Here is a 21,839-nt window from a genome sequence, read left to right as displayed (position 1 = left end):
GAAACAAAAAAAACTTACTTCAAAATCTGTGCAGCGTGTTCTTTCGTTTTTACTTTTTCGATTACCTCGTCAATAATTCCGTTTTCGTCTATCACGAAAGTGGTTCTATGGATTCCATCATACTCTTTTCCCATAAACTTCTTAGGCCCCCAAACCCCAAACGCATTGATTACAGATTTATCTTCGTCTGCCAATAACGGAAAAGGAAACTCGTACTTATCTTTAAATTTTAACTGTGCTTTCTGGCTGTCAGCACTAACCCCCAGAAGTTCGTAATTATTCGCTTTAAAACGCTCAAAATTATCTCTTAAATCACAAGCCTCAGCTGTACATCCCGGAGTACTTGCCTTTGGATAAAAGAAAACGACCAATTTCTTTCCGGCATAATCTGCCAGTTTATGCGCCTTCCCATCCTGATCTACTCCTGAGAAATTTGGTGCTTTATCGCCTTTTTGTAATGTTACCATTTATTTAGATTATTAGATTGTTAGACTTCTTAAACTTATTAAACTTCTTAGATTATTCGATCGTTAGATTGCAACTTAAAAACAATTCATCCCCCATAATCAACTATTCGCCTATCACATTTTACAATGTACATTTTACAATTCACAATTAAAATAATACTATTTTTACGGGATTAAATTTACGGAAATGAATAAAGAAGCTCGAGTAACATTTGTTATAAATACGTTAAAAGAACTCTACCCTACGATACCTATACCATTAGACCATAAAGATCCCTACACGTTATTAATTGCAGTTTTGCTTTCGGCACAATGCACTGACGTTCGTGTAAACCAAATTACTCCTATACTTTTCGCAAAAGCAGATAATCCTTATGACATGATTAAAATGTCGGTTGAGGAAATTAAAGAAATCATTCGCCCTTGCGGTTTATCTCCAATGAAATCTAAAGGAATTCATGGATTATCACATATTCTGATCGACAAACACAATGGTGAAGTCCCACAAGATTTTGAAGCTTTGGAAGCTTTACCAGCAGTTGGACATAAAACAGCAAGTGTAGTAATGTCACAGGCTTTTGGTGTTCCTGCCTTTCCGGTTGACACACACATTCACCGATTAATGTACCGATGGAATCTTTCGAACGGAAAAAATGTAGTACAGACGGAAAAAGATGCTAAAAGATTATTTCCTAAAGAATTATGGAATGACCTGCACCTACAGATTATCTGGTACGGGCGTGAATATTCACCGGCAAGAGGATGGGATTTAGAAAAAGATATTATTACCAGAACTGTTGGTAAAAAATCGATACTAGAGGAAGCTGCTAAAAAGAAAGTTTAGCAGCTTCTCTATTATTTTTACATGCCACCTTTAAGAGCATTGTATTCTTTGGTCATATTCAACGATCTGTAAATACCTAAGAGTGATTTTACAGCATTTTCATTTTTAGGCTCAATCACCAGTGCTTTTTTAAGATACGGAATAGCACTTTTTACCACCTCGTCCTTTTGAGCATCCAATTTATCAAATTGTTTCATTTCATTGGCACTGGTACCCAATGACGACATCTGATCCTGAATTTCTTTTCTAAACTGCACCTTAACATAAGCCAGATTTAAGCAACAGGTAAGACAATCCTGGTTCACTTTTAATCCATCTTCATAGTATTTCTCCGCATTACGAAAATCATTTCTCTCCAGATAGGAAAAACCTAAAGAAACCAGAATTTCTTCTTTCTTAGAAGGCGGATTAAAATTTCTCGGTTTTTCATATAAACCTTCATTAATACTAGATTCTCTTGCACTCATCGAAATAAATACTTCTTCCTGTTTTGTTTTTTTATTTGTAGCATAAAAAACCATCCCTTTTCCGGAATAGTTTATTCTTTTCAGCTCCTCAAAATACTTTATGGCAGCGTTGTAATCCTTACCGGCTAAAGAAGAAGAAGCCGCATTGAACAAGTTTAGAGTGTCTTTTTTATCAAACAAATACACTTCATAACTCTTATCGGCACTTTCTTTAAATTTTCCAATTTTATAATCACTGTAAGCACCATCCACCAATTTAGACTTCATCTCTTTCAATGCCGAACTCGCTTTAAAAGCATACTTATAATTTCGGGATTCATTTTCATACAATAATACATCCTGATAGGCTGCTGATGCCAATGCAAAATTACTTGCAGCATCGACATTTTTAGTCGCGAGATCCTTATAAACATTACCTTTTGTAAAAAAATAATCCGTCTTTACCTCGTCCGGTGCATTTAATATCTGATATTCTATTTTTTTTAAAACGGCTAATGCTTCCTGGTTTTTCCCTTTAGCATAATAAGATTGCGCCTCTTTTAATTCCTCTTTTTGAGCAAACGCTCCAATACTTATCATTAGGAATAATGATACTATTTTTAGGTTCTTTTTCATTTTCGGTTTGGTTTAGTTGTTTCAAAGATTTTAGGGTAATCCAATGAGGTAATATCAAAACATCCAAACGAAAGCAGTAAAAATCAATACAACATCCGCTTAAATACCTGACAAAAACTCATCATTCTTGCTATTCTTTACAAAATACCAGGAGAAACAACAAACAAAACAAAGTGTGGGTAGTTTTTCTTCATCAATTTTTTGGTTTTTGGTTAGACTTATAAAAGAATCCTCTTAAATGAACTTTTCTATATATTGAAAGGTTTTTAATACACAAATCATTTATATAGAGCAAATTCATTGAATAAAAATCCACTTTTTAACTATAATAAAGCTAAATATAAAATAAATAAATGAAATTCAAACAAAACACAGAAATTTAACAAATTACCGCCCCAAAATCTGAAGGCTTCTTTTTACATCAATCAAAAAACACAAGCCAAAACACAAAGCTTTAAAGCTTGAATATCTGACTCTTATAACAAGTTAAATTTTATAAAAAATACTGGTTTTAAACACAAAAGAATTCTTCCAATTCCTTCCCGCAGACCAACTGAAGCAAAAAAAACTCACTACCTGCATTTACATGCAAATAGTGAGCTTTCAACCAGAACGACCATCTGGTTTTTCTTTCGAAATAAACATCCGACAAATGTAGTGGGCTGTTTAATTAGCTATAATTTCAAAACTCTTATCTTCAATTTTCACAACTTTCAAGGCTTGTGAATAACTAAGTAAAAAAGAAATAACTTCTTTTTTAGGTTTTAAATCTTTAGAAGCTAATGCCTTTTTAGAGTAAATTTTCGCCATACCATCAAAACGTTTTTATAATAGTATAACGAAGCAATACCTGAATTAGTATTAGTTGGTTAAAATAATTTGATGTTTATCAATTATTTTTCTCAAATTCATCAAAGCATATCGCATTCTTCCTAATGCTGTATTGATACTCACATCTGTAAGCTCTGAAATTTCCTTAAAACTCATATCCTGATACATGCGCATCACCAATACTTCTTTCTGATCTTCAGGCAACTCTTCGATGATTCTTTTTAAATCAACCTCGACCTGATCAAAAATCATTTTATTCTCAATAGTCAAAGAATCATCAGACATAACAGAGAATATCGAAAACTCTTCTGTTTCTCTGTACATTGGCATTTTTTTGGTTTTACGAAAGTGATCCACAATCAGATTATGGGAAATACGCATCACCCAAGGCAGAAATTTACCTTCTTCATTATAGGAATTACTTTTTAAGGTTTTGATTACCTTAATAAAAGTGTCTTGAAAAATATCATTTGAAATATCTCTATCCGCAATCTTTGAATATATAAATCCATATATCTTAGACTCGTGCCTTTTAATTAATGTTGCAAGGGCATTTTCGTTGCCTTCAACATAATTTTTTACCAATAGAGCGTCAGGAATATGCACATCAGCCATAATACTACTTTTTTAGTTTCTATTTAAAATTTGGAGTAATTTTATAAAAAGTAGTTTTATTTTATAGGCGTGGCTTTTGGGTTAGGTACTTGTGTTAATATTTTGATCAAATTTAACAAATTAATATTTTAAAAAGCAAACAAAAAGACGAATAATTAACAATAAATTGTTAATTATTGCAGGACACATTTCATTTTCATCCTTTTTCAGACTATTTCAAACCCGATTCAACACTCTTTTAACATGAAAAAACACAATTAAAAAGCAGAAAAACAAGCATTTGTACAACCTTAGAAGGATTTTTTGCATGTGTTTTTAATTTTAGACTAAGAATTCAATCCGCTATTTTTTCTCAAATTACATTCCTTGTTTTTCTCACACTGATCTGATCGGTTTTAACTCTTAATCTATCCAATCACCAAATCACAATTCTGTTAGAATTTGGAACAATCTGATTAACAAAATTGAAATCAAAATTGATTACTTTTGTAGAAATTGACTTTTTTTATGCAAATTGATCTTTCGACTCTCGACCCAAAACATAATATTATCATTAAAGGCGCACAGGTACATAATTTAAAAAATGTAGATGTAGCAATACCCCGAAATAAACTAGTTGTTATTACAGGCCTTTCAGGATCAGGTAAGTCGAGTCTTGCATTCGATACCTTGTATGCCGAAGGACAGCGTCGTTATGTCGAAAGCTTATCTTCGTATGCACGTCAGTTTTTGGGACGTCTGGACAAGCCAAAAGTAGAATACATTAAAGGTATTGCGCCTGCCATTGCAATTGAGCAAAAGGTAAACACAACCAATGCGCGTTCTACTGTAGGGACTTCAACAGAGATCTACGATTATATGAAATTGCTTTATGCCCGAATTGGTCGCACCTATTCTCCAATTTCCGGTCAGGAAGTCAAAAAAAATACCGTTACCGATGTAATTACGGATGTAAAAACGTTAGAATTAGACAGTAAATGGCTCCTCCTTGCTCCTATTCATCTTGAAGAAGGCAGACAGCTGGAAGACAAACTGAAAGTATTGCTTCAACAAGGTTTTGCACGTATTTTGGTTCATAACGAAATGGTTCGTCTGGATGATTTTTCACCAACAGATCTTCATCAATTAGACAATAAAGATATTCTATTGATTATTGACAGAATTGTGGTTAAAGAAGAAGAAGAATTCTACAATCGTCTGGCCGATGCAGTACAGACCGCTTTTTTTGAAGGAAAAGGCATTTGTTATTTACAAGAATTAAACTCCGATAAAAAATTCTCTTACTCTAATAATTTTGAGCTTGACGGGATTACTTTTTTAGAGCCTAACGTTCATTTATTCAGTTTCAACAATCCATACGGAGCCTGTCCGGTTTGTGAAGGCTACGGAAATATTATTGGTATCGATGCTGATTTAGTGATCCCAAATACTTCTCTGTCTATTTTCGAAAGCGCCATTTATCCCTGGAGAGGGGAAAGTATGAGCTGGTACAAAGACGAACTGGTAAAACACGCTTATAAATTTGATTTTCCTATTCACAAACCTTTCTTCGAACTTTCTGAAGAACAGAAAGATTTAATCTGGAAAGGAAACCAATATTTTCAAGGTCTAAATGATTTTTTCAAAGAACTTGAAGAGAAAAACTATAAAATCCAGAACCGTGTAATGTTATCCCGTTACCGTGGAAAAACAAAATGTCATGCCTGTCGTGGCAAACGCTTGCGTGAAGAAGCATCTTATGTAAAAATAAATGACAAAACGGTCTCAGATTTAGTCGATTTGCCTATCAAACATTTAGTTACTTTTTTCAAAAACATCGATCTAAACGTTTACGAACAGCAAATTGCAAAACGATTAATGGTCGAAATCAACAATCGTTTGTCTTTTTTAACTGAAGTTGGTTTAGATTATCTGACTTTAAATCGAAATTCGGCAACACTTTCGGGCGGTGAGTCACAACGTATCAATCTCGCTACTTCTTTGGGAAGCAGCTTAGTTGGATCGATGTACATTCTGGATGAGCCCAGTATTGGTCTGCACCCAAAAGATTCCGAAAGATTAATTAAAGTATTATTGTCACTTCGTGATCTGGGTAACACAGTAATTGTAGTTGAGCACGACGAAGATATTATGAAAGCTGCCGATATGATTATTGATATCGGTCCCGAAGCGGGTACATTTGGTGGAAAACTGGTCGCTCAGGGTACGTATAAAGAAATCCTGAAATCAGATTCACTAACTGCCCAATACCTGAACGGTGATTTAGAAATTTCTGTTCCTAAAAGAAGACGTAAATTCAAAAACCATATTGATATTGTAGGCGCAAGAGAGAACAACTTAAAGAATATTAATGTCACTTTTCCATTAGACGTTTTAACGGTCATTACCGGAGTTTCCGGAAGTGGAAAAAGTACCTTGATTAAAAAGATATTGTTCCCGGCCATGCAGAAAAAACTGGACAGTGCTGCTGAAAAAGCAGGTCAGTTTAGTGAACTAAAAGGTTCGTTTTCGCAAATCAAACATATCGAATATGTCGATCAGAACCCAATTGGAAGAAGTTCAAGATCCAATCCGGTCACTTATATCAAAGCCTACGATGATATACGGGACTTGTATGCTAAAGAAAAACTCTCTAAAGTAAGAGGATATCAGGCCAAACACTTCTCTTTTAACGTCGATGGCGGCCGTTGTGAAACGTGCAAAGGAGAAGGCTCTATAAACGTCGAGATGGTCTTTATGGCCGATGTTTCGCTACCGTGTGAAACCTGTGGAGGAAAACGTTTTAAAAAAGAAATTTTAGAGATTAATTTCGATGAAAAAAACATTAACGATATTCTAACTATGACTATCGATGATGCAATTGCTTTTTTTGATAAAAACAAACAATCCAAAATTACTCAGAAACTACAGCCCTTGCAGGATGTGGGGTTAGGATATGTACAGTTAGGACAATCCTCTTCTACTCTTTCGGGTGGTGAAGCACAGCGTATTAAACTGGCTTCCTTTTTAGTCAAAGGAGCTACGAAAGACAAAGCCTTATTTGTTTTTGATGAGCCAACAACCGGCTTGCATTTTCACGACATTAAAAAATTAATGACTTCCTTTGATGCCTTAATTGAAAAAGGGCATTCTATAATTGTCATCGAACATAATCTTGATCTTATAAAATGTGCCGACTGGATTATTGATCTGGGACCTGAAGGTGGTGAAAATGGCGGTCATCTGCTAGCTGCAGGAACTCCCGAAGATATTGTAAAAGTAAAAGAATCGGTTACCGGAGTGTACCTGAAAGACAAACTTTAACCATAGCAAAAATTTCAATAAAAAATCCAAATCTCAATACTATAATTGAAATTTGGATTTTTTTTTTACTTCCTATTTAAGCTGCTATGCCACTAAACATTTTTCTTCAAAAGGAAAGCCGTCTTCGTCAATGGCAACTAATATTTTCTTTTGCTTGGTGGCTTCTATTGTCAGATAAAGCCATGCAAACGACCACAATCCCAGGGTAAGGCAAAAAATTATAAAATTTAAACTGTGATTTACTACTTTTCCTCCTTTACTCAGAACCGCGAAAAGCAATTCATCGTTCCTTTCTTCCAGTATAAATCCATTTTGCACTTTATTTGATATCATATTAGAAAATACTTGCAAGCTTTGTTCCTGACTGAGTTGGCCGTTCTTCATAATAATTCCTTAAAAATTAATCTAAATACTACTACAATTACTTCACAATTTTAAATTCTAAAAAACATTCTAATTTAAATAAACACTACAGCATGTACTTTTATTGTATGCTTTTCATAAGATATTTTTATCCTAAAACAAAAAGTATTGCCATATTCTTAGCTAAAGTTAATTTTTATAAAATAAACCACAAAACAAAAGACTGTTAAAATTTTAAGATTACATACAGATTTTCAACACTTTATCCTTTATTCTTAACATTAAAAGGAGGTGCCTGATAGTCATTACTCAGATAATTCGCAGGAATTGTCGTGGCGTTACCATCGCGAAGTGCTCCGTAATGTGGAGACATGATTTCTATTCCGGCAGCATTAAACGAATCCTGAATGTTTTGATGTAAAGAGGAATAAATCCGGGGCTGTTTCGTAGGCTCTTTGGTATAAACGTTGATCTGATAGGAAACATAAAAGTCATCCAGACTGGTTTGCAGAACGAAAGGAGATGGTGTCTGCTCGACCATTTCCGTTTTTAGAGCGGCTTCAATCAATGCTTTATAAATGTCATTATACGGAACATCATACCCAATCGTAACGGTAGTATGAATCAATAAACCATTATTGGCATGTTTTGTATTCGCTGAATAATTGGTTGAAGTACTTGATAAAACAGTTGCATTAGGAATCGTAATATCCTCAAATTTAGGTGTTCTGACACGAGTAACCAAAGCCGTTTTTTCAATCACCTCTCCGCTAACATCGCCAATTTTTATAAAGTCACCAATCTTAAACGGACGCATATAGGTAATCACCAGACCCGCCACCATATTAGCAATCGCATTAGAAGAACCCAAAGAAAATAAAACCCCCACAAATACCGAAACACCTTTAAATATTGGAGAATCTGATCCTGGCAAATACGGAAATATAACCACCAGCATAAAAGCAAGCATCAGAAAACGAATGATATTAAAAGTGGGCATTGCCCAATCGCTGTAAAAACCATCAATTTTAATATTCTCTTTTTTTATCTCATCAAAAAAGAATTTGATAACTCTTATCGAATATTTAAAAATGACAATGATAACCACTATAGTGACTAAACTTGGCAGAAAACCCACAAATCCCATTACCGCAAGTTTTGCAGGCGAAAGAATCCAACGCAGCAAAGTAGTTGTATATGCTTCGGTAGCAGGAAAAATACTGAATAATAATGGTAATGAAAGATATACTATCAAAATAAGCGTAATTACTTTAATAGCACTATACAATCGCATGAGTAAAAACTGCTGTTTTTGAGGTGAGAGGATATTGATATTATTATACTTGAATCCTTTAAAGTGTCGGTCGCTATTTTTCAGGATGTACAGCTTTACTCTGTTGAATAATTTACCCACAAAATACAAAACAAATCCAATAATTAAAACCAGCAATGCTGTATACCCCAATCTTTTTGGAAGCATGGAGTAATTGTCATTCTGATATACAATCGCTCTTTTAATCAGGTTTAAATTTCGCTTTGCGATGAAACCTGCTGTTTGATTCTCTGCTTTTGCATCTACATCTAAAACAGACATGATGACAAAATCATTCTTATAAACAATGTCCTGAGAAATATCTGAAGGTACAACCGAAATCGAATCAGCTATAAAGAATGAATCCTCATATAATTTCCTGATCTTTTCTGTAATTGCATTTGCTCTGTTTTCGGGCGAAAAAGAACCTACTTTATGGTACACATAAAAAAGCGTATCTTTAAACGGTTTTACAGGATATCCTTTTGTTTTTACTTCTTTAACAGTCGTTTTCGATGTTTGAGAACTGTCTTTCTGAGCAAAAGTCACAGAAGAAAACAAAGTAATAAAAAGCGCTAAAAAACAAACAATTTTATTTTTCATATACTGTCAGCAATAAGTTAGTTAACCTTTCTAACAAATATAAAGACAAAACAGCTTCAATTGTAAATTACTTTTGCTTCTCTATCAAAATCGCATTAAATTTTAAATCCTATCTTTTTCAAAACAGTATCTATTACTTTATTGATATCAGGGGAAATCGCAAATTTATAATTTAAATAAACATATAAAATGGTTACCAAAACTGACTTTAAAGCAATACTAACCAATTGATAAAAAGGGAACTCCCAAAAGTAAAACAATAAAAACAATGCAAATGTAATTAACATCGAATATATTGTCTGAATAGTAAAAGGATACAAATGAAGTCTTTTAACCACAAAAAGCAGTTTTGCCAAACTATATAGGGTAATCGATAATAAAGTAGCAAAAGCAGATCCGAAGATTCCAAAAATTGGAATAAAGATCATGTTTAAAATTACGGTCAACGCAACCAGCATTAATCCTAAATACAGCACCATACGATAATATTTAGTATTAAAAATGATCGCATTATTGTTTCCTAAAATTAAATCAAAGTATTTAGACAAGCCAATCATAAATACAACTGCAATTCCACCACTGTATTCTTTTGGAACCAACTCGTATAACTGACCGATATTTACAAATATGCAAAGCATTACAAAACCACCCACAATCTGTAGGTTTATTGATGTTTTTTTGTAGAGCTGATTCAACTCATCATGTTTGTTATCGTGCATTAATTTAGCCGTAATTGGGTATACGATCTGGTGCATAGCTCGGCTTGGAACCGAAATAACCAAAGCAATATAGGTGGCAACAGAATAAAAAGCAATATTTTCAATCTGCATATATTGATTTAATATCATTTTATCGCCATCCAAAAGCAAATTGGCAACACTTCCGGATAAAATAATATAAAAAGTATATACCAGTATATCTTTTGTATTTGCAGGTATTGTAAACTGAAAAGTTGGCTTCTGAATACTAAATGCATATAACATGGTTATCAGGAATGCCAAAAAATATAAAATTGCTGTTGCATACACAAAACCTTCAACGCTAAGCCAATTATAATAGACACCTATTAATAGAAATAATGAAAATAATCGCAAGCCCACTTCCTTTACAAAATTTCCAAAAACGGAATGCATATTTACCCGCAACCAGGCATAAAAAATCTCAAAATATGCCATACACAATCCAATAAAAGGTATTAACCATATATAGCTTCTAACAATCGCATTCTTTTTTGACAAAAAGAACAGAATCTCATCATAAAAAACAAGACCTATCAGTAAAAGCGGGATTATTAATAGCAAAGGAAACAAAACCGTAAAGGATAGAAAACGGGATTTTTCTTCTTCAGTTTGATATTGCGAATAAAATTTAACCAAGGTATTTTGCATACCAATCGCAAATAATGGCATAATCACATTGGCACAAGAAGTCACATAATTGGTTAAGCCATAAAAAGTTGCACCCAAAAAAACCGGATACAAATAAAGTGTATTAATGGCTCCAATACCGAAACCTATATAAGTGATAATTGTATTTTTGAAAGACTGATTTAAAACAATACCCATTTTTGGATTTCTGAATTTAGATTTTAGATTGCAGACTAGCTTAGTTAATCAACTGTGCTAATTGCTTGGTTAGATTCTTTCTGGAATATTGTTGTAAACCAACACCATTGGCCTGTAGTTTCCCTTCTAAAAATTGATTATAAAAGTCCAAAATTACGCTTTTTAACTTCGCTTTTTCAGAATAATCAAAAAATACTCCTGTATTGGTCTCTTTTATAATATCGGCAAAATCAGAACCTTGAGGTCCTATGGCTATTATTGGACGATTGGACACCATATATTCGAATAATTTACCCGGAATTATACTTTTGGTATCCTCGGAATTAATTTCGATTAAAAGCAAAACCTGCGATTTCTTTTGATGGGCAATTGCTTCATGATGCGAAACGTATCCTAAAAGATTCAAATAATTCTTCAACTCAAATTCAGTGATAGCATCCAATACTTCCTGACTTACTGCTCCAATTAATTTAATTTCCAAATGTGATTTAAACTCAGGAATTTCCTGAAGCAACTCTACCAGACATTCCCATAAAAATCGAGGATTTCGATCGGATAAAAAAGATCCGATATGTGCCAACGTAAATTTTGTATCTAATGTTTGTTTCTCTACATTTTCGATGTCATAACCATTGGTAATCACCGAAATTGGTTTATTGGTAATGACCTCAAACTCCACTTTTGTAGTTTTACTAGTAACAATAATGGTATCGGCACTATTGAGTACTTTATGTTCGAGGTTTTTATGCTTTTTGGCAGCATAACCCGATAAACGCAAAGCTTTGTGATATCCAATTGTAGTCCATGGATCACGGAAATCAGCAAACCATTTTACATTTAATTTTTCTTTCAATTCCAGACCTATTAAATGCAAACTGTGTGGCGGCCCCGAAGTGACAATGGTGTCAATATTGTGTTCTTTGATATACTTTTCTAAATAAGCCACTGAAGGTTTTACCCAAAAAACACGGGCATCCGGAATAAACAAATTACCACGAACCCAAAGAAAAATTTTGTCTAAAAAGGTTTGTTTCTTCTTATGTGGAAAAATTCCCGAACTAATTTTCTTAGTTTTATTCTTTGAGAAAACGGAAGCCAACTGATACGGCTCCCAGATTTTGTTTTTAAGAACAATTACTTTATCGGAAATCTCATTAACCAGACCTTCGTCAACAATTGGGTAGGTTGGGTTTTCAGGAACATAAACTATCGGCTGTATTCCAAATTCGGGTAAATATTTTACAAATTTTAACCAACGTTGTACACCTGGTCCTCCAGCCGGTGGAAAATAATAGGTAATGATTAAGAGTTTTTTTTGTTCCAATTTATACTATGCTATGAAGTAAGTTTATACAACTAAATATTTTTTCCTTTTTCGTCATTCAATTTTCCAAGCTCCTCAATATCTAAGATATCTTTCGGTCTGTTAGCGGCTTTTTTAGCAACAATTAAATTATCATAGTCAATAAAATAAACCGGGGTTTCATCTATCATTACAACTGTAGCATCTTCTAATAAAGAAGTAAAAGATTTATCCTCTAGGCCTTTAACAGCAGTCATGATATCTAATCGCAAACCATAATTTAATGTAAAATCACTCCATCCAGGAATAAACTGCATAGTTTCAATGGTCTCAAAATCTCCAAGATTAATTGATTTTAGTGCTTTCCTTAAATTACTTCGATTTTCAACAGTATCTTCTAAATAAATATCAATATCTCCAGTATTCCTATTATATCCGTAGATATTTACAGCAAATCCACCAATAGTTATATATTTAACTTTGTTTTCAAAAAAACTACGCCAAATAGCTACTATTTGCTCATTCATTACTTTTTAGATCTAATTATTCTAGCTGTTTTTATCGTATAGGAAACTTCAATAATAGCCATTAGTCTCTCTAATCTTTCCAGATAAGAAAGCTTCTTGATTTCCGCTATTCTCTTAGCTTCTAACTCTTGTGGAGTACCAAAACTTAACACGCTATCTTTCATTGTTTACTTTCTTTCTAATACACAGCAAAGATACAAAAATGCTATTTCAACAATATTTTAAAACGATTTTAAGCTTTCGCCTTTTTTCTTTCGAAATAAACTCCACCAATTAAAAGTAGTAACATTCCAATGCAGCTTGCCAATGTAATTACACTTCCTGTTTTAACAACCTGCGGTTCAAATTTAAATTCGATAGTATGTTCGCCACCCGGAATTTCCATAGCTCTTAAAACATAATCTACAGGGAAATGATCCGTAAGTTTACCATCAATATAGGCATTCCATCCATTTTTATAATAGATCTCAGAAAAAACAGCCAGGCCATCTTTTCCGTTGTTTGATTTGTATTTAATGTAATTAGGCTTGTACTGTACGACCTGAATAGTTCCTGTAGTATCCCATTGTTTTTTCATTCGGGCATTTCTAAATTTACCTTCATGCTCGCGAACGTTGAAAACCGCTACCGTTTTAGTATCGATATGATCCAATGCTTTCATTACATCATCCGGTTTATTCACCAATTTTACAGTAGTTACAAACCATGCATTTCCATTAGCATTTGGATTTACTGTTGGAAATTCTTTTCCTTCTTTATCCGTTTGGATGATGTATTTTACATTTAACATGTCTAAAACTTCGACATTGTTTTTTGCAATCTGATAATCAAAAAGCTGTTGTATTCTTCTTGGTTTTGCGGCATGATATCCGCCTAAAGAATGGTGAAAATAAGAAGCACGTGCACTTGACATGTTTCCGCTTACTTCAAAAACTCTGTAATGTGTAGTATCTTTTAAAATCTGAGCATCTGAAGGTGTTTCCTGAAATGGCGCCGCAATTTGTACCGGGCTCACAAAATCTTTGGCTGATACATATTTTTTATCAACAAAAAATAAATCAAAAATCATCAAAAGACCAACGATAATCAAAGTAGTATTCTGAGCCAGTTTATTCTTGATAAACAACCAAAGGATCCCAAAAGTAATCACGATAAAAAAGCCTGATCGCAATAAATCAGCAGAATACAAACTCTTTCTGTCTTCTTTCAAGGCATCTACAAAAGCAGGTCCGTAACTTTCTAAAAAATAATTATCACTGCTGCCTGTAAAATGGAACATGCTTTTAGCGAATACTAAAATCAAAATAACGCCTAATCCGAAAACTCCTGTCTGCACAAGCGCTTTCTGCTGTAATTTAGGTTCTTCTTTAGCTTTAAAAAACGATTGTAATCCCATAACAGCCAGAACAGGAAAACACAATTCAAGAATAACCTGAATCGATGAAACCGCTCTAAACTTGTCGTACATTGGAACGTAATCGATAAAGAAGTCAGTCAGTAACGCGAAATTTTTTCCCCAGGAAAGTATTAGCGAAACTAATGCACCTGTAAAAAACACATATTTTATTTTTCGATCGTCAATAAATAAAGCTAAAACTGCTAAAAAGAAAACCACAACTCCAATATAAGCCGGAGCTGCTACTATAGGCTGATCTCCCCAATACGTTGGCATTCCCGACACAAAATCCTGTGCCTGTTCTGACGGTACTCCCTGTTCAATCATAAAAGAATACATACGGCTGTCAGTCCCTACATTTTCATGATTTGAACCTCCAAAAAGTCTTGGAGCAATCAAGTTAAAACTTTCAGCAATTCCGTAACTGTATTCTGTAATATATTCACGGCTTAGTGCATTTTCATTAGTCTTTTTAGAACCATCAGGGTTAAAAGTTAATTCACTGTTGCTACGGGTACTAAATTTAGCATATTCACTGGTTGCCAACAAATTAGTGGCATTGGCTCCAATAGCAAAAATTCCGGCTACAGCCAAAACACCGACAGCGGTTAAAAGCGATTTATACTCTTTTTCTTTGATAAAATTAAATGCAAAATAAGCTGACAGTATCAATAAGAAAATCAGTAAATAATATGTCATTTGAAAGTGGTTGGCATTAACCTCTAATGCAACCGCAAACATGGTGAGCAGACCTCCCCAAATGTACTTTTTTTGAAAAACGAGTATGAATCCGGCGATAACAAGCGGCATATAGGCAATAGCATGTGCTTTTGCATTATGCCCAACACCTAAAATGATAATCAGGTAAGTCGAGAAACCGAAGGCAATTGCCCCGATAAATGCTTTTAAAGGATCGGTTTTTAAAACCAACAATAGTCCGTAAAAGCCTAAAAAATATAGAAATAAATAATCGGCAGGACGAGGCAGAAAACGCAAAGCATCGTCTAATTTACCCACAAAATCATTTGGATAATTAGCTCCCAGCTGATAAGTTGGCATACCTCCAAACGCAGAATTTGTCCAATAAGGTTCAGAATGTTCTGTAGCTCTAAAATCGTTTTGCTCTTTAGCCATTCCGGTATATTGAGCAATATCCGACTGGAAAATTTGTTTTCCTTGTAAAACCGGGTAAAAATAAATTAAAGAAACGAGGATAAAGCCCAGGATAACAAGGGCATGCGGATAGAACTTATTTACTATTTTCAATTTAGGCTGGTTTGGGTTAAATGATGAATCCTATAAATTAGGTCACAAATTTAATCTATTTCTTCGTAATCAACATAATCGCCAACCTTTTTGGTTTCACGAGGATTTTTTGCATTGGCGGTATTAATAATAATTTCATCGTTATTATTACGTGTTTTTTGCCATGTATTATCCTGACTATATTGTTGTTGTCTTTGAAAATTCTCTCCAGCTTTTTCTACTGCTTTTTTTACCAATACCGGCAAAAAGATTCGTGCTAAAAATTTAAAAATATAATAAAACGCAACGATCCACATTATCGTTTTAATCAGATTTACAAAAGATGCTTCTTGCATGATCATATAATTTTTTTTCAAAATTAATAAATCCATCGTTTAAAATTAAAATATCAATCTTAAATAAATAATAAAATATAGTACATTTGAAATGCGTTATTACTTTTTAATCCAAAAACACGTTTATGTTAAAAAATAAAAACTTTTTTACTGCAGCTCTTTGTTTATTACCTCAATTATTTTTCGCACAGTACACTGATGTCATCAATTCAAACCGTCCTGGTGAAACGATGTCGGCCTATGCTGTTGGAAAATCAGTTATACAGGCAGAACTTGGTGTATATGGCATCAAAGAAAAACACAATTTACTGGATTATGACGCCAATGGTTTTGGTACAGATCTGACTATTCGTTATGGTGCTTTTTTAGAAAAACTGGAACTTATTGCGGACATACAGTACCAAATGGAAAATTTTGATACGCCATATACGAGTTATAAAAAAAATAATTTCAGACAAACGGTTTTAGGAGCCAAATATCTGATTTATGATCCCTATAAAAATTACAAAAAAGAAGCTAACATCTATAGCTACAAAGCCAATCGCAGCTTTAACTGGCACGAGCTAATTCCTGCCGTTTCAGTATTTGCCGGTGCAAATTTTGTTGGTGCAAACAATCCTTATTCTTTCTCTCCACAATCGAGTATTTCTCCAAAAGTAATGTTAATCACTCAAAATCTATTTGGCGGTGGAAAATGGGTTTTCGTAACTAATATTATTGCCGATTACATTTCAACAGACTACCCGAGCTACGGCTATGTGCTTACTCTTACACGCGGATTTAACGATAAATGGTCCGGTTTTGTTGAAAATCAGGGCTATAAAAGTGACTTTTACAGCGATGCCATTGTTCGTGGCGGAGCAGCTTACTTAATTAATCCAAACCTTCAGGTAGATGCATCTATAAGTACAAACTTCAAGAATACACCTTCAATATTATATGGAGGAGTTGGTGTTTCCTGGCGTTATGACGGACGTTATAAAGAAAATCAGCTGCAAACTAAACGAGAAGACAGAGCCAAAAAGAATAAAGACAACAAAATGGAGCAAAGAGAAATAGATTACCAGGCAAAAGAACGAAAACGTAAATCAAAATACGAATAATCCAAATAGTAAGAAAAAAAATTACTTTATAATATTCTTAAATGTAGGAAAATAATTATATTTGAAAAATTATACGCCAATTTTTCAAATATGAGAAAGATAAATTACGCCTTTCTATTATCACTGTTAATCTGTTTATCAGCCAAATCCCAAAATACCGGAGTAGAAAAAGACATTTACAACCTACAAACCGGCTTTTTGGGAATATGGTTCAATCACGAACATCGACTACTCAATCAAATAAGTTTACGAACCGAAATTGGTTTTGATGGTGGTTTTTGTATATGCTCTGGCTGCAAGACAGAATATGTATTAACTCCCGTAATCACTCTGGAACCAAGATGGTATTACAATATCAATAAACGGACTGCTAAAAATAAAAAAACAAATAATAGCGCTAATTTTGTTACTTTAGGGGTTGACTACCATCCTAATTGGTTTGTTATTTCTAATCATGACAATGTCTTTATTCACGACCAAGTTACTATAATCCCTAAATGGGGAATTAGGCGAAATATTGGAAATAGTAATTTCAATTATGAAACAGGCATTGGAATTGGACGTAGATTTTATCTGGATAAAAATTTTTCAGATACTACCGCAGACCTCCATCTTCGAATCGGCTACACTTTCAAATGATCCACTAAGCTTATTAATCAGGGCTTTTTTTACACAATTCTTTTTTGTTACTTCAAAGATAGCTATATTCGTTTCTTAAATCGTAGCACCTTATTTAAAGCAACATTCTTAACAAAGAAAATCTTAATGATTACAATTAAAGAAGCCATAACCAAAAAGGAATTAACTGACTATATCAAATTTCCGTTTTCAATCTACAAAGACAATGCCTACTGGGTTCCCCCTATTGTAGCAGATGAATTAGAGTCATTTGACAAAACTAAAAATCCTGCTTTTGACAATGCCGAAGCCTATTTTTATCTGGCTTACAGAAACAATGAAATAGTAGGACGAATTACGGCTATCATCAACTGGTCTGAGGTAAATGACCAACATAAAAGAAAAGTTCGATTTGGATGGTTTGATGCAATAGACGACATCGAAGTCACAAAGGCCTTGTTGGACAAAGTTTACGAATTAGGAAAAAAACACAATCTGGAGCACGTTGAAGGTCCCATGGGATTCTCAAATCTGGACAAAGTTGGGGTTCTTACAGCTGGTTATGATCAATTAGGAACTATGATTACATGGTACAACCATCCTTATTATGTAACACATTTTGAACAATTAGGATTTCAGGTTGAAAAAGAATACATCGAAAGTATTTTTCCTTTTTCAAATGTGAAACCTGAGTTTTTCCTTAAAGCACAGGAACTTATCAAAAAAAGATACGGCTTACGTGCCTTAACTTTTACTAAAACTAAGGACATTATGCCGCATGTCGACAAAATGTTTGATTTGTTTAATGATTCTTACGCCAAATTAGCTTCGTTTGTTGCCATTTCAGATGTTCAAAAAGAATACTTCAAAAAGAAATATATCAGTTTTATCAATCCCGAATACATCAAATTTGTCGTGGACAAAGATGATAATCTGGTGGCCTTTAGTATTGTTATGCCAAGCTTTTCCGAAGCTTTACAAAAAGCAAAAGGAAAATTATTTCCTTTTGGATTTATTCATTTACTAAAAGCGCGTAAAAAGAGTAAAGATGTTGTTTTCTATCTAATTGGAGTTCATCCGGACTATCAAAATAAAGGAGTTACCGCTATTATTTTTGATGAATATTACAAGACATTTTCAGAAAAAGGAATTCAAAATTGTATCAGAACACCTGAATTAGCTGACAATACAGCCATTCATTTACTTTGGAAGAATTTTGACCCAAAAGTACACTGCCAGAGAAAAACGTATTTAAAATACTTGTAAATAGTTTTCAGCATCAGTTGCAGTTAACAATTTTACCCATAAAAAAATCCATTCGTTACACGAATGGATTTTTTTACTTTTTAATACAATCAGAGCTTACTCCGCTTTGCAATCTACTTTAGTCAGGACATTTTTCTGATCAAATTTCAACTGCTTTTTATCTTTAAAAGAGAACTTCCCATTTGCTTCTACTACATCTCCATAACCTTCTATAAAAGTTCCGTCTTTTTTCAAAAACGCAACTTCTCTGACAGAGGAAACGCCTTCAGACATGAAAGTATAATCTGCAATTAGCGTATCTCCTTTCATATTACCAATCAAAGTTCCTTCGTTTTTATCCTTTCCTGATATGTTATAACTTAGTTTCCCGTTTACTTCCTGATGAGAATTGACATTAAAACTCATCTCGGTCACGCTGTTACTTGTTCGTGAGGCATAACACTGATCTCCTGCCGGTTCAGCAGCTTCAGCTTCTTTCGGAGGATTTGGTGCAATTTGTACCGGATCGGTATTGGTTGTTTTCTTGCAGGAAATAAAAACAGTGAACATGACAGCGAATATAACTATTACTTTTTTCATAACTTTTATTTTACTGATTTTCAATGATAAAAGTAACCCAAATAAAAAAAATCCACTCGTATAACGAATGGATTCTTTTATATAATTCCCATATCAGGAATTTATTTCTTTAAGTTTTTACGAAACATCAACCGTAGTGCGTTCTGCAATTTCTTTATAAGTTCCGTTTACTAATTTTTCACGAATGGCTTCAAAAGCAGTTAACGTTTCATCAATATCAGCTAATGTATGAGAAGCTGTTGGAATCATTCTCAACAAAATAATCCCTTTTGGAATTACCGGATAAACAACAATAGAAAGGAAAATACCATAATTCTCTCTTAAATCGTTTACCATTACCATTGCTTCAGGAATACTTCCTTCCAGGTAAACCGGAGTAATACAGGTATTAGTATCTCCAATATTAAACCCTTTTTCTTTTAAACCGTTTTGCAACGCGTTTACATTCTCCCAAAGTTTATCTTTAATTTCAGACGAATTACGCAACAACTCCAAACGTTTCAATGAACCAATAGTTTGGATCATTGGCAATGCTTTAGCAAACATTTGCGAACGTAAGTTATATTTTAAGTAATCAATTACAGTTTTATCAGCCGCTACGAAAGCTCCGATATTAGCCATAGATTTTGCAAAAGTAGAGAAGTAAACATCAATTTCATCCTGAACTCCCTGCTCCTCACCTGCTCCGGCTCCTGTTTTACCAAGTGTACCAAAACCATGTGCATCATCAACTAACAAACGGAAATTGTATTTTTCTTTCATGGCAACAATTTCTTTCAATTTTCCTTGTTGTCCACGCATTCCAAAAACACCTTCGGTAATGAATAAAATACCTCCACCCGTTTCCTGAGCCATTTTTGTAGCACGTTGAAGATTTTTCTCCATGCTTTCAAGATCATTGTGCTTGTAAGTAAAACGTTTTCCCATGTGTAAACGAACACCATCAATAATACAAGCGTGCGAATCTACATCGTATACAATAATATCATTTTTAGTAACTAAAGCATCTATGATCGAAACCATTCCCTGATATCCGAAGTTCAACAAATAAGCCGATTCTTTCATTACAAAAGAAGCCAATTCATTTTCTAATTGCTCATGATAAGTAGTGTGTCCGGACATCATACGAGCTCCCATAGGATATGCCGCTCCATATTGAGCTGCTGCATCAGTATCTGCCTTACGAACCTCAGGATGATTAGCCAAACCTAAATAATCATTTAAACTCCAGTTTAGAATATTTTTTCCGTGAAATGTCATTCTAGGACCCAACTCTCCTTCTAACTTTGGGAAAACATAATAACCTTCTGCCTGAGAAGCCCATTTTCCTAATGGTCCTTTATTGTCCTGAATTCTTTCGAATAAATCTTTTACCATAATATATTGTGTAGTAATATTTTTATTTTATACAGGGTGCAAAAATAAATATTTATTCTGTGCTATCATAATAATTTAAAAATGATTCTGACCAAAATTGTTCTTTGATAAAATTTCACCACAAAACCATTAATTAAACACTACTTTTCTTAACAAAAAATAGTACATCTTGAAAAAACTGCAATTTATACCAGTTATAAATATAACCAAAAATACCTCAATCATTTTATTTTTATTAATTTTAAAGGGCATTTAAAAAAATGAATTACAAATACTAAAACCAAAATAATGGCTTTAAGCACTTCAAAAGATCTAAAACTCGCTGTTCTTATTGATGCTGACAATGTACCTTACAGCAATGTAAAAGGAATGATGGAAGAAATTGCAAAGTTTGGAACCCCTACCACTAAACGCATTTATGCCGACTGGACAAAACCAAACTCAAATGGCTGGAAGGGGGTTTTACTGGAACACGCCATTACCCCTATTCAGCAATACAGCTATACCGTTGGAAAAAATTCTTCTGATTCTGCCCTTATAATTGATGCAATGGACTTACTTTATTCCGGAAAACTGGACGGCTTTTGCATTGTTTCCAGTGACAGTGATTTTACACGTCTTGCGATAAGATTAAGGGAGTCCGGCATGAAAGTAATTGGGATTGGCGAAAAGAAAACCCCTAATTCTTTTATTGTGGCCTGCGACAGATTTATATATATTGAAGTTCTGGACGGAGCCATTCAAAAGAAGAAACCCAAAGTCGCAACTACAACCGACACTAAAAAACCGGCCGAAAAACCGGCTGAAAAAGCACTACATAAAATTGACAAACAAACCATTGACCTTATCGAAGCTACCATTGAAGATATTGAAGACGACGATGGCTGGGCATTTTTAGGAGATGTTGGAAATCTTATTGTAAAGAAAAAACCAGAGTTTGACCCTCGAAACTATGGCTTTTCGAAACTTACCCCTATGCTAAAATCACTGACCGATATTCTTGAAATCGACGAAAGAGAATCGGATAAAAAAGGAATTAAGCACGTTTATGTACGCCTGAGATTCAATTGATTATAAATTATTA

Annotated in this window: 20 protein-coding genes; 6 read left to right on the top strand and 14 right to left on the bottom strand. The window is 33.8% G+C overall.

Annotation, left to right across the window (positions count from 1 at the left end):
- Window positions 1–14: 14 nt before the first annotated feature.
- Window positions 15–467, bottom strand: a complete 453-nt coding sequence (gene bcp / locus OLM58_RS14980; protein WP_070906789.1) for a thioredoxin-dependent thiol peroxidase — start codon at window positions 465–467, stop codon at window positions 15–17.
- Between the two features lie 187 nt (window positions 468–654).
- On the opposite strand from bcp, the gene OLM58_RS14975 reads away from it, so the two are divergent.
- Window positions 655–1,311 (top strand): endonuclease III domain-containing protein, encoded by a 657-nt coding sequence (locus OLM58_RS14975; protein WP_264529567.1) that lies wholly within the window; start codon window positions 655–657, stop codon window positions 1,309–1,311.
- Window positions 1,312–1,328: 17 nt separating this feature from the next.
- On the opposite strand, the gene OLM58_RS14970 is transcribed toward OLM58_RS14975, so the two are convergent.
- The 3 genes from OLM58_RS14970 to OLM58_RS14960 form a co-directional block, all read right to left on the bottom strand.
- Window positions 1,329–2,393, bottom strand: a complete 1,065-nt coding sequence (locus OLM58_RS14970) for a hypothetical protein (protein WP_264529566.1) — start codon at window positions 2,391–2,393, stop codon at window positions 1,329–1,331.
- A 666-nt stretch (window positions 2,394–3,059) separates the two neighbouring features.
- Window positions 3,060–3,203 carry a hypothetical protein gene (locus tag OLM58_RS14965; RefSeq protein WP_017498746.1) on the bottom strand — a complete coding sequence of 48 codons (144 nt, stop codon included), beginning with the start codon at window positions 3,201–3,203 and terminating at the stop codon, window positions 3,060–3,062.
- A 51-nt stretch (window positions 3,204–3,254) separates the two neighbouring features.
- Window positions 3,255–3,839, bottom strand: a complete 585-nt coding sequence (locus OLM58_RS14960) for an RNA polymerase sigma factor (RefSeq protein WP_017498745.1) — start codon at window positions 3,837–3,839, stop codon at window positions 3,255–3,257.
- A 507-nt stretch (window positions 3,840–4,346) separates the two neighbouring features.
- Here OLM58_RS14960 and uvrA point away from each other — a divergent pair.
- The gene (uvrA, locus tag OLM58_RS14955) at window positions 4,347–7,142 is read left to right on the top strand and encodes an excinuclease ABC subunit UvrA (RefSeq protein ID WP_264529565.1); all 2,796 of its coding nucleotides are present in this window, start codon (window positions 4,347–4,349) and stop codon (window positions 7,140–7,142) included.
- Window positions 7,143–7,226: 84 nt separating this feature from the next.
- On the opposite strand, the gene OLM58_RS14950 is transcribed toward uvrA, so the two are convergent.
- From OLM58_RS14950 to OLM58_RS14915, 8 genes are all read right to left on the bottom strand, one after another.
- Window positions 7,227–7,475 (bottom strand): hypothetical protein, encoded by a 249-nt coding sequence (locus OLM58_RS14950; RefSeq protein WP_264529564.1) that lies wholly within the window; start codon window positions 7,473–7,475, stop codon window positions 7,227–7,229.
- Window positions 7,476–7,767: 292 nt separating this feature from the next.
- On the bottom strand, window positions 7,768–9,420 hold the full coding sequence (locus OLM58_RS14945) for a mechanosensitive ion channel family protein (RefSeq protein WP_264529563.1): 1,653 nt from the start codon (window positions 9,418–9,420) through the stop codon (window positions 7,768–7,770).
- Window positions 9,421–9,515: 95 nt separating this feature from the next.
- Window positions 9,516–10,985, bottom strand: coding sequence for a lipopolysaccharide biosynthesis protein (locus tag OLM58_RS14940; RefSeq protein WP_264529562.1), 1,470 nt, complete (start codon window positions 10,983–10,985; stop codon window positions 9,516–9,518).
- Between the two features lie 40 nt (window positions 10,986–11,025).
- Window positions 11,026–12,309: a glycosyltransferase family 4 protein gene (locus OLM58_RS14935; protein ID WP_264529561.1), complete on the bottom strand. Its 1,284-nt coding sequence runs from the start codon at window positions 12,307–12,309 to the stop codon at window positions 11,026–11,028.
- Window positions 12,310–12,341: 32 nt separating this feature from the next.
- Entirely contained in the window at window positions 12,342–12,815 is a 474-nt protein-coding gene (locus OLM58_RS14930; RefSeq protein ID WP_264529560.1) for a nucleotidyltransferase, read from the bottom strand.
- Window positions 12,815–12,979 (bottom strand): hypothetical protein, encoded by a 165-nt coding sequence (locus OLM58_RS14925; protein WP_264529559.1) that lies wholly within the window; start codon window positions 12,977–12,979, stop codon window positions 12,815–12,817. Before OLM58_RS14925 ends, OLM58_RS14930 begins: the two co-directional genes overlap by 1 nt.
- A 68-nt stretch (window positions 12,980–13,047) precedes the next feature.
- Entirely contained in the window at window positions 13,048–15,477 is a 2,430-nt protein-coding gene (locus OLM58_RS14920) for a YfhO family protein (RefSeq protein ID WP_264529558.1), read from the bottom strand.
- 50 nt (window positions 15,478–15,527) lie between these two features.
- Window positions 15,528–15,848, bottom strand: coding sequence for a DUF4834 family protein (locus OLM58_RS14915; RefSeq protein ID WP_230000435.1), 321 nt, complete (start codon window positions 15,846–15,848; stop codon window positions 15,528–15,530).
- Between the two features lie 89 nt (window positions 15,849–15,937).
- Here OLM58_RS14915 and OLM58_RS14910 point away from each other — a divergent pair, with 89 nt between their 5' ends.
- The 3 genes from OLM58_RS14910 (at window position 15,938) to OLM58_RS14900 (ending at window position 18,799) form a co-directional block, all read left to right on the top strand.
- Window positions 15,938–16,915 carry a transporter gene (locus OLM58_RS14910; protein WP_264529557.1) on the top strand — a complete coding sequence of 326 codons (978 nt, stop codon included), beginning with the start codon at window positions 15,938–15,940 and terminating at the stop codon, window positions 16,913–16,915.
- A 90-nt stretch (window positions 16,916–17,005) separates the two neighbouring features.
- Window positions 17,006–17,554 carry a hypothetical protein gene (locus tag OLM58_RS14905; protein ID WP_264529556.1) on the top strand — a complete coding sequence of 183 codons (549 nt, stop codon included), beginning with the start codon at window positions 17,006–17,008 and terminating at the stop codon, window positions 17,552–17,554.
- 126 nt (window positions 17,555–17,680) lie between these two features.
- On the top strand, window positions 17,681–18,799 hold the full coding sequence (locus OLM58_RS14900; RefSeq protein ID WP_264529555.1) for a GTP cyclohydrolase: 1,119 nt from the start codon (window positions 17,681–17,683) through the stop codon (window positions 18,797–18,799).
- A gap of 96 nt (window positions 18,800–18,895) precedes the next feature.
- On the opposite strand, the gene OLM58_RS14895 is transcribed toward OLM58_RS14900, so the two are convergent.
- Together OLM58_RS14895 and OLM58_RS14890 are read right to left on the bottom strand one after the other, a co-directional pair.
- Window positions 18,896–19,378: a hypothetical protein gene (locus OLM58_RS14895; protein ID WP_264529554.1), complete on the bottom strand. Its 483-nt coding sequence runs from the start codon at window positions 19,376–19,378 to the stop codon at window positions 18,896–18,898.
- 117 nt (window positions 19,379–19,495) lie between these two features.
- Window positions 19,496–20,755, bottom strand: a complete 1,260-nt coding sequence (locus OLM58_RS14890) for an aminotransferase class I/II-fold pyridoxal phosphate-dependent enzyme (protein WP_264529553.1) — start codon at window positions 20,753–20,755, stop codon at window positions 19,496–19,498.
- A 288-nt stretch (window positions 20,756–21,043) separates the two neighbouring features.
- Between OLM58_RS14890 and OLM58_RS14885 the strand changes: the two genes are divergently transcribed.
- Window positions 21,044–21,826 carry an NYN domain-containing protein gene (locus OLM58_RS14885; protein ID WP_264529552.1) on the top strand — a complete coding sequence of 261 codons (783 nt, stop codon included), beginning with the start codon at window positions 21,044–21,046 and terminating at the stop codon, window positions 21,824–21,826.
- Window positions 21,827–21,839 lie beyond the last annotated feature (13 nt).

The sequence above is a fragment of the Flavobacterium sp. N502540 genome (assembly GCF_025947365.1).
Taxonomy (GTDB): domain Bacteria; phylum Bacteroidota; class Bacteroidia; order Flavobacteriales; family Flavobacteriaceae; genus Flavobacterium.
The sequence above is the reverse complement of the archived record's forward strand: the minus strand, read 5'-3'. Positions and strand labels throughout refer to the sequence as shown.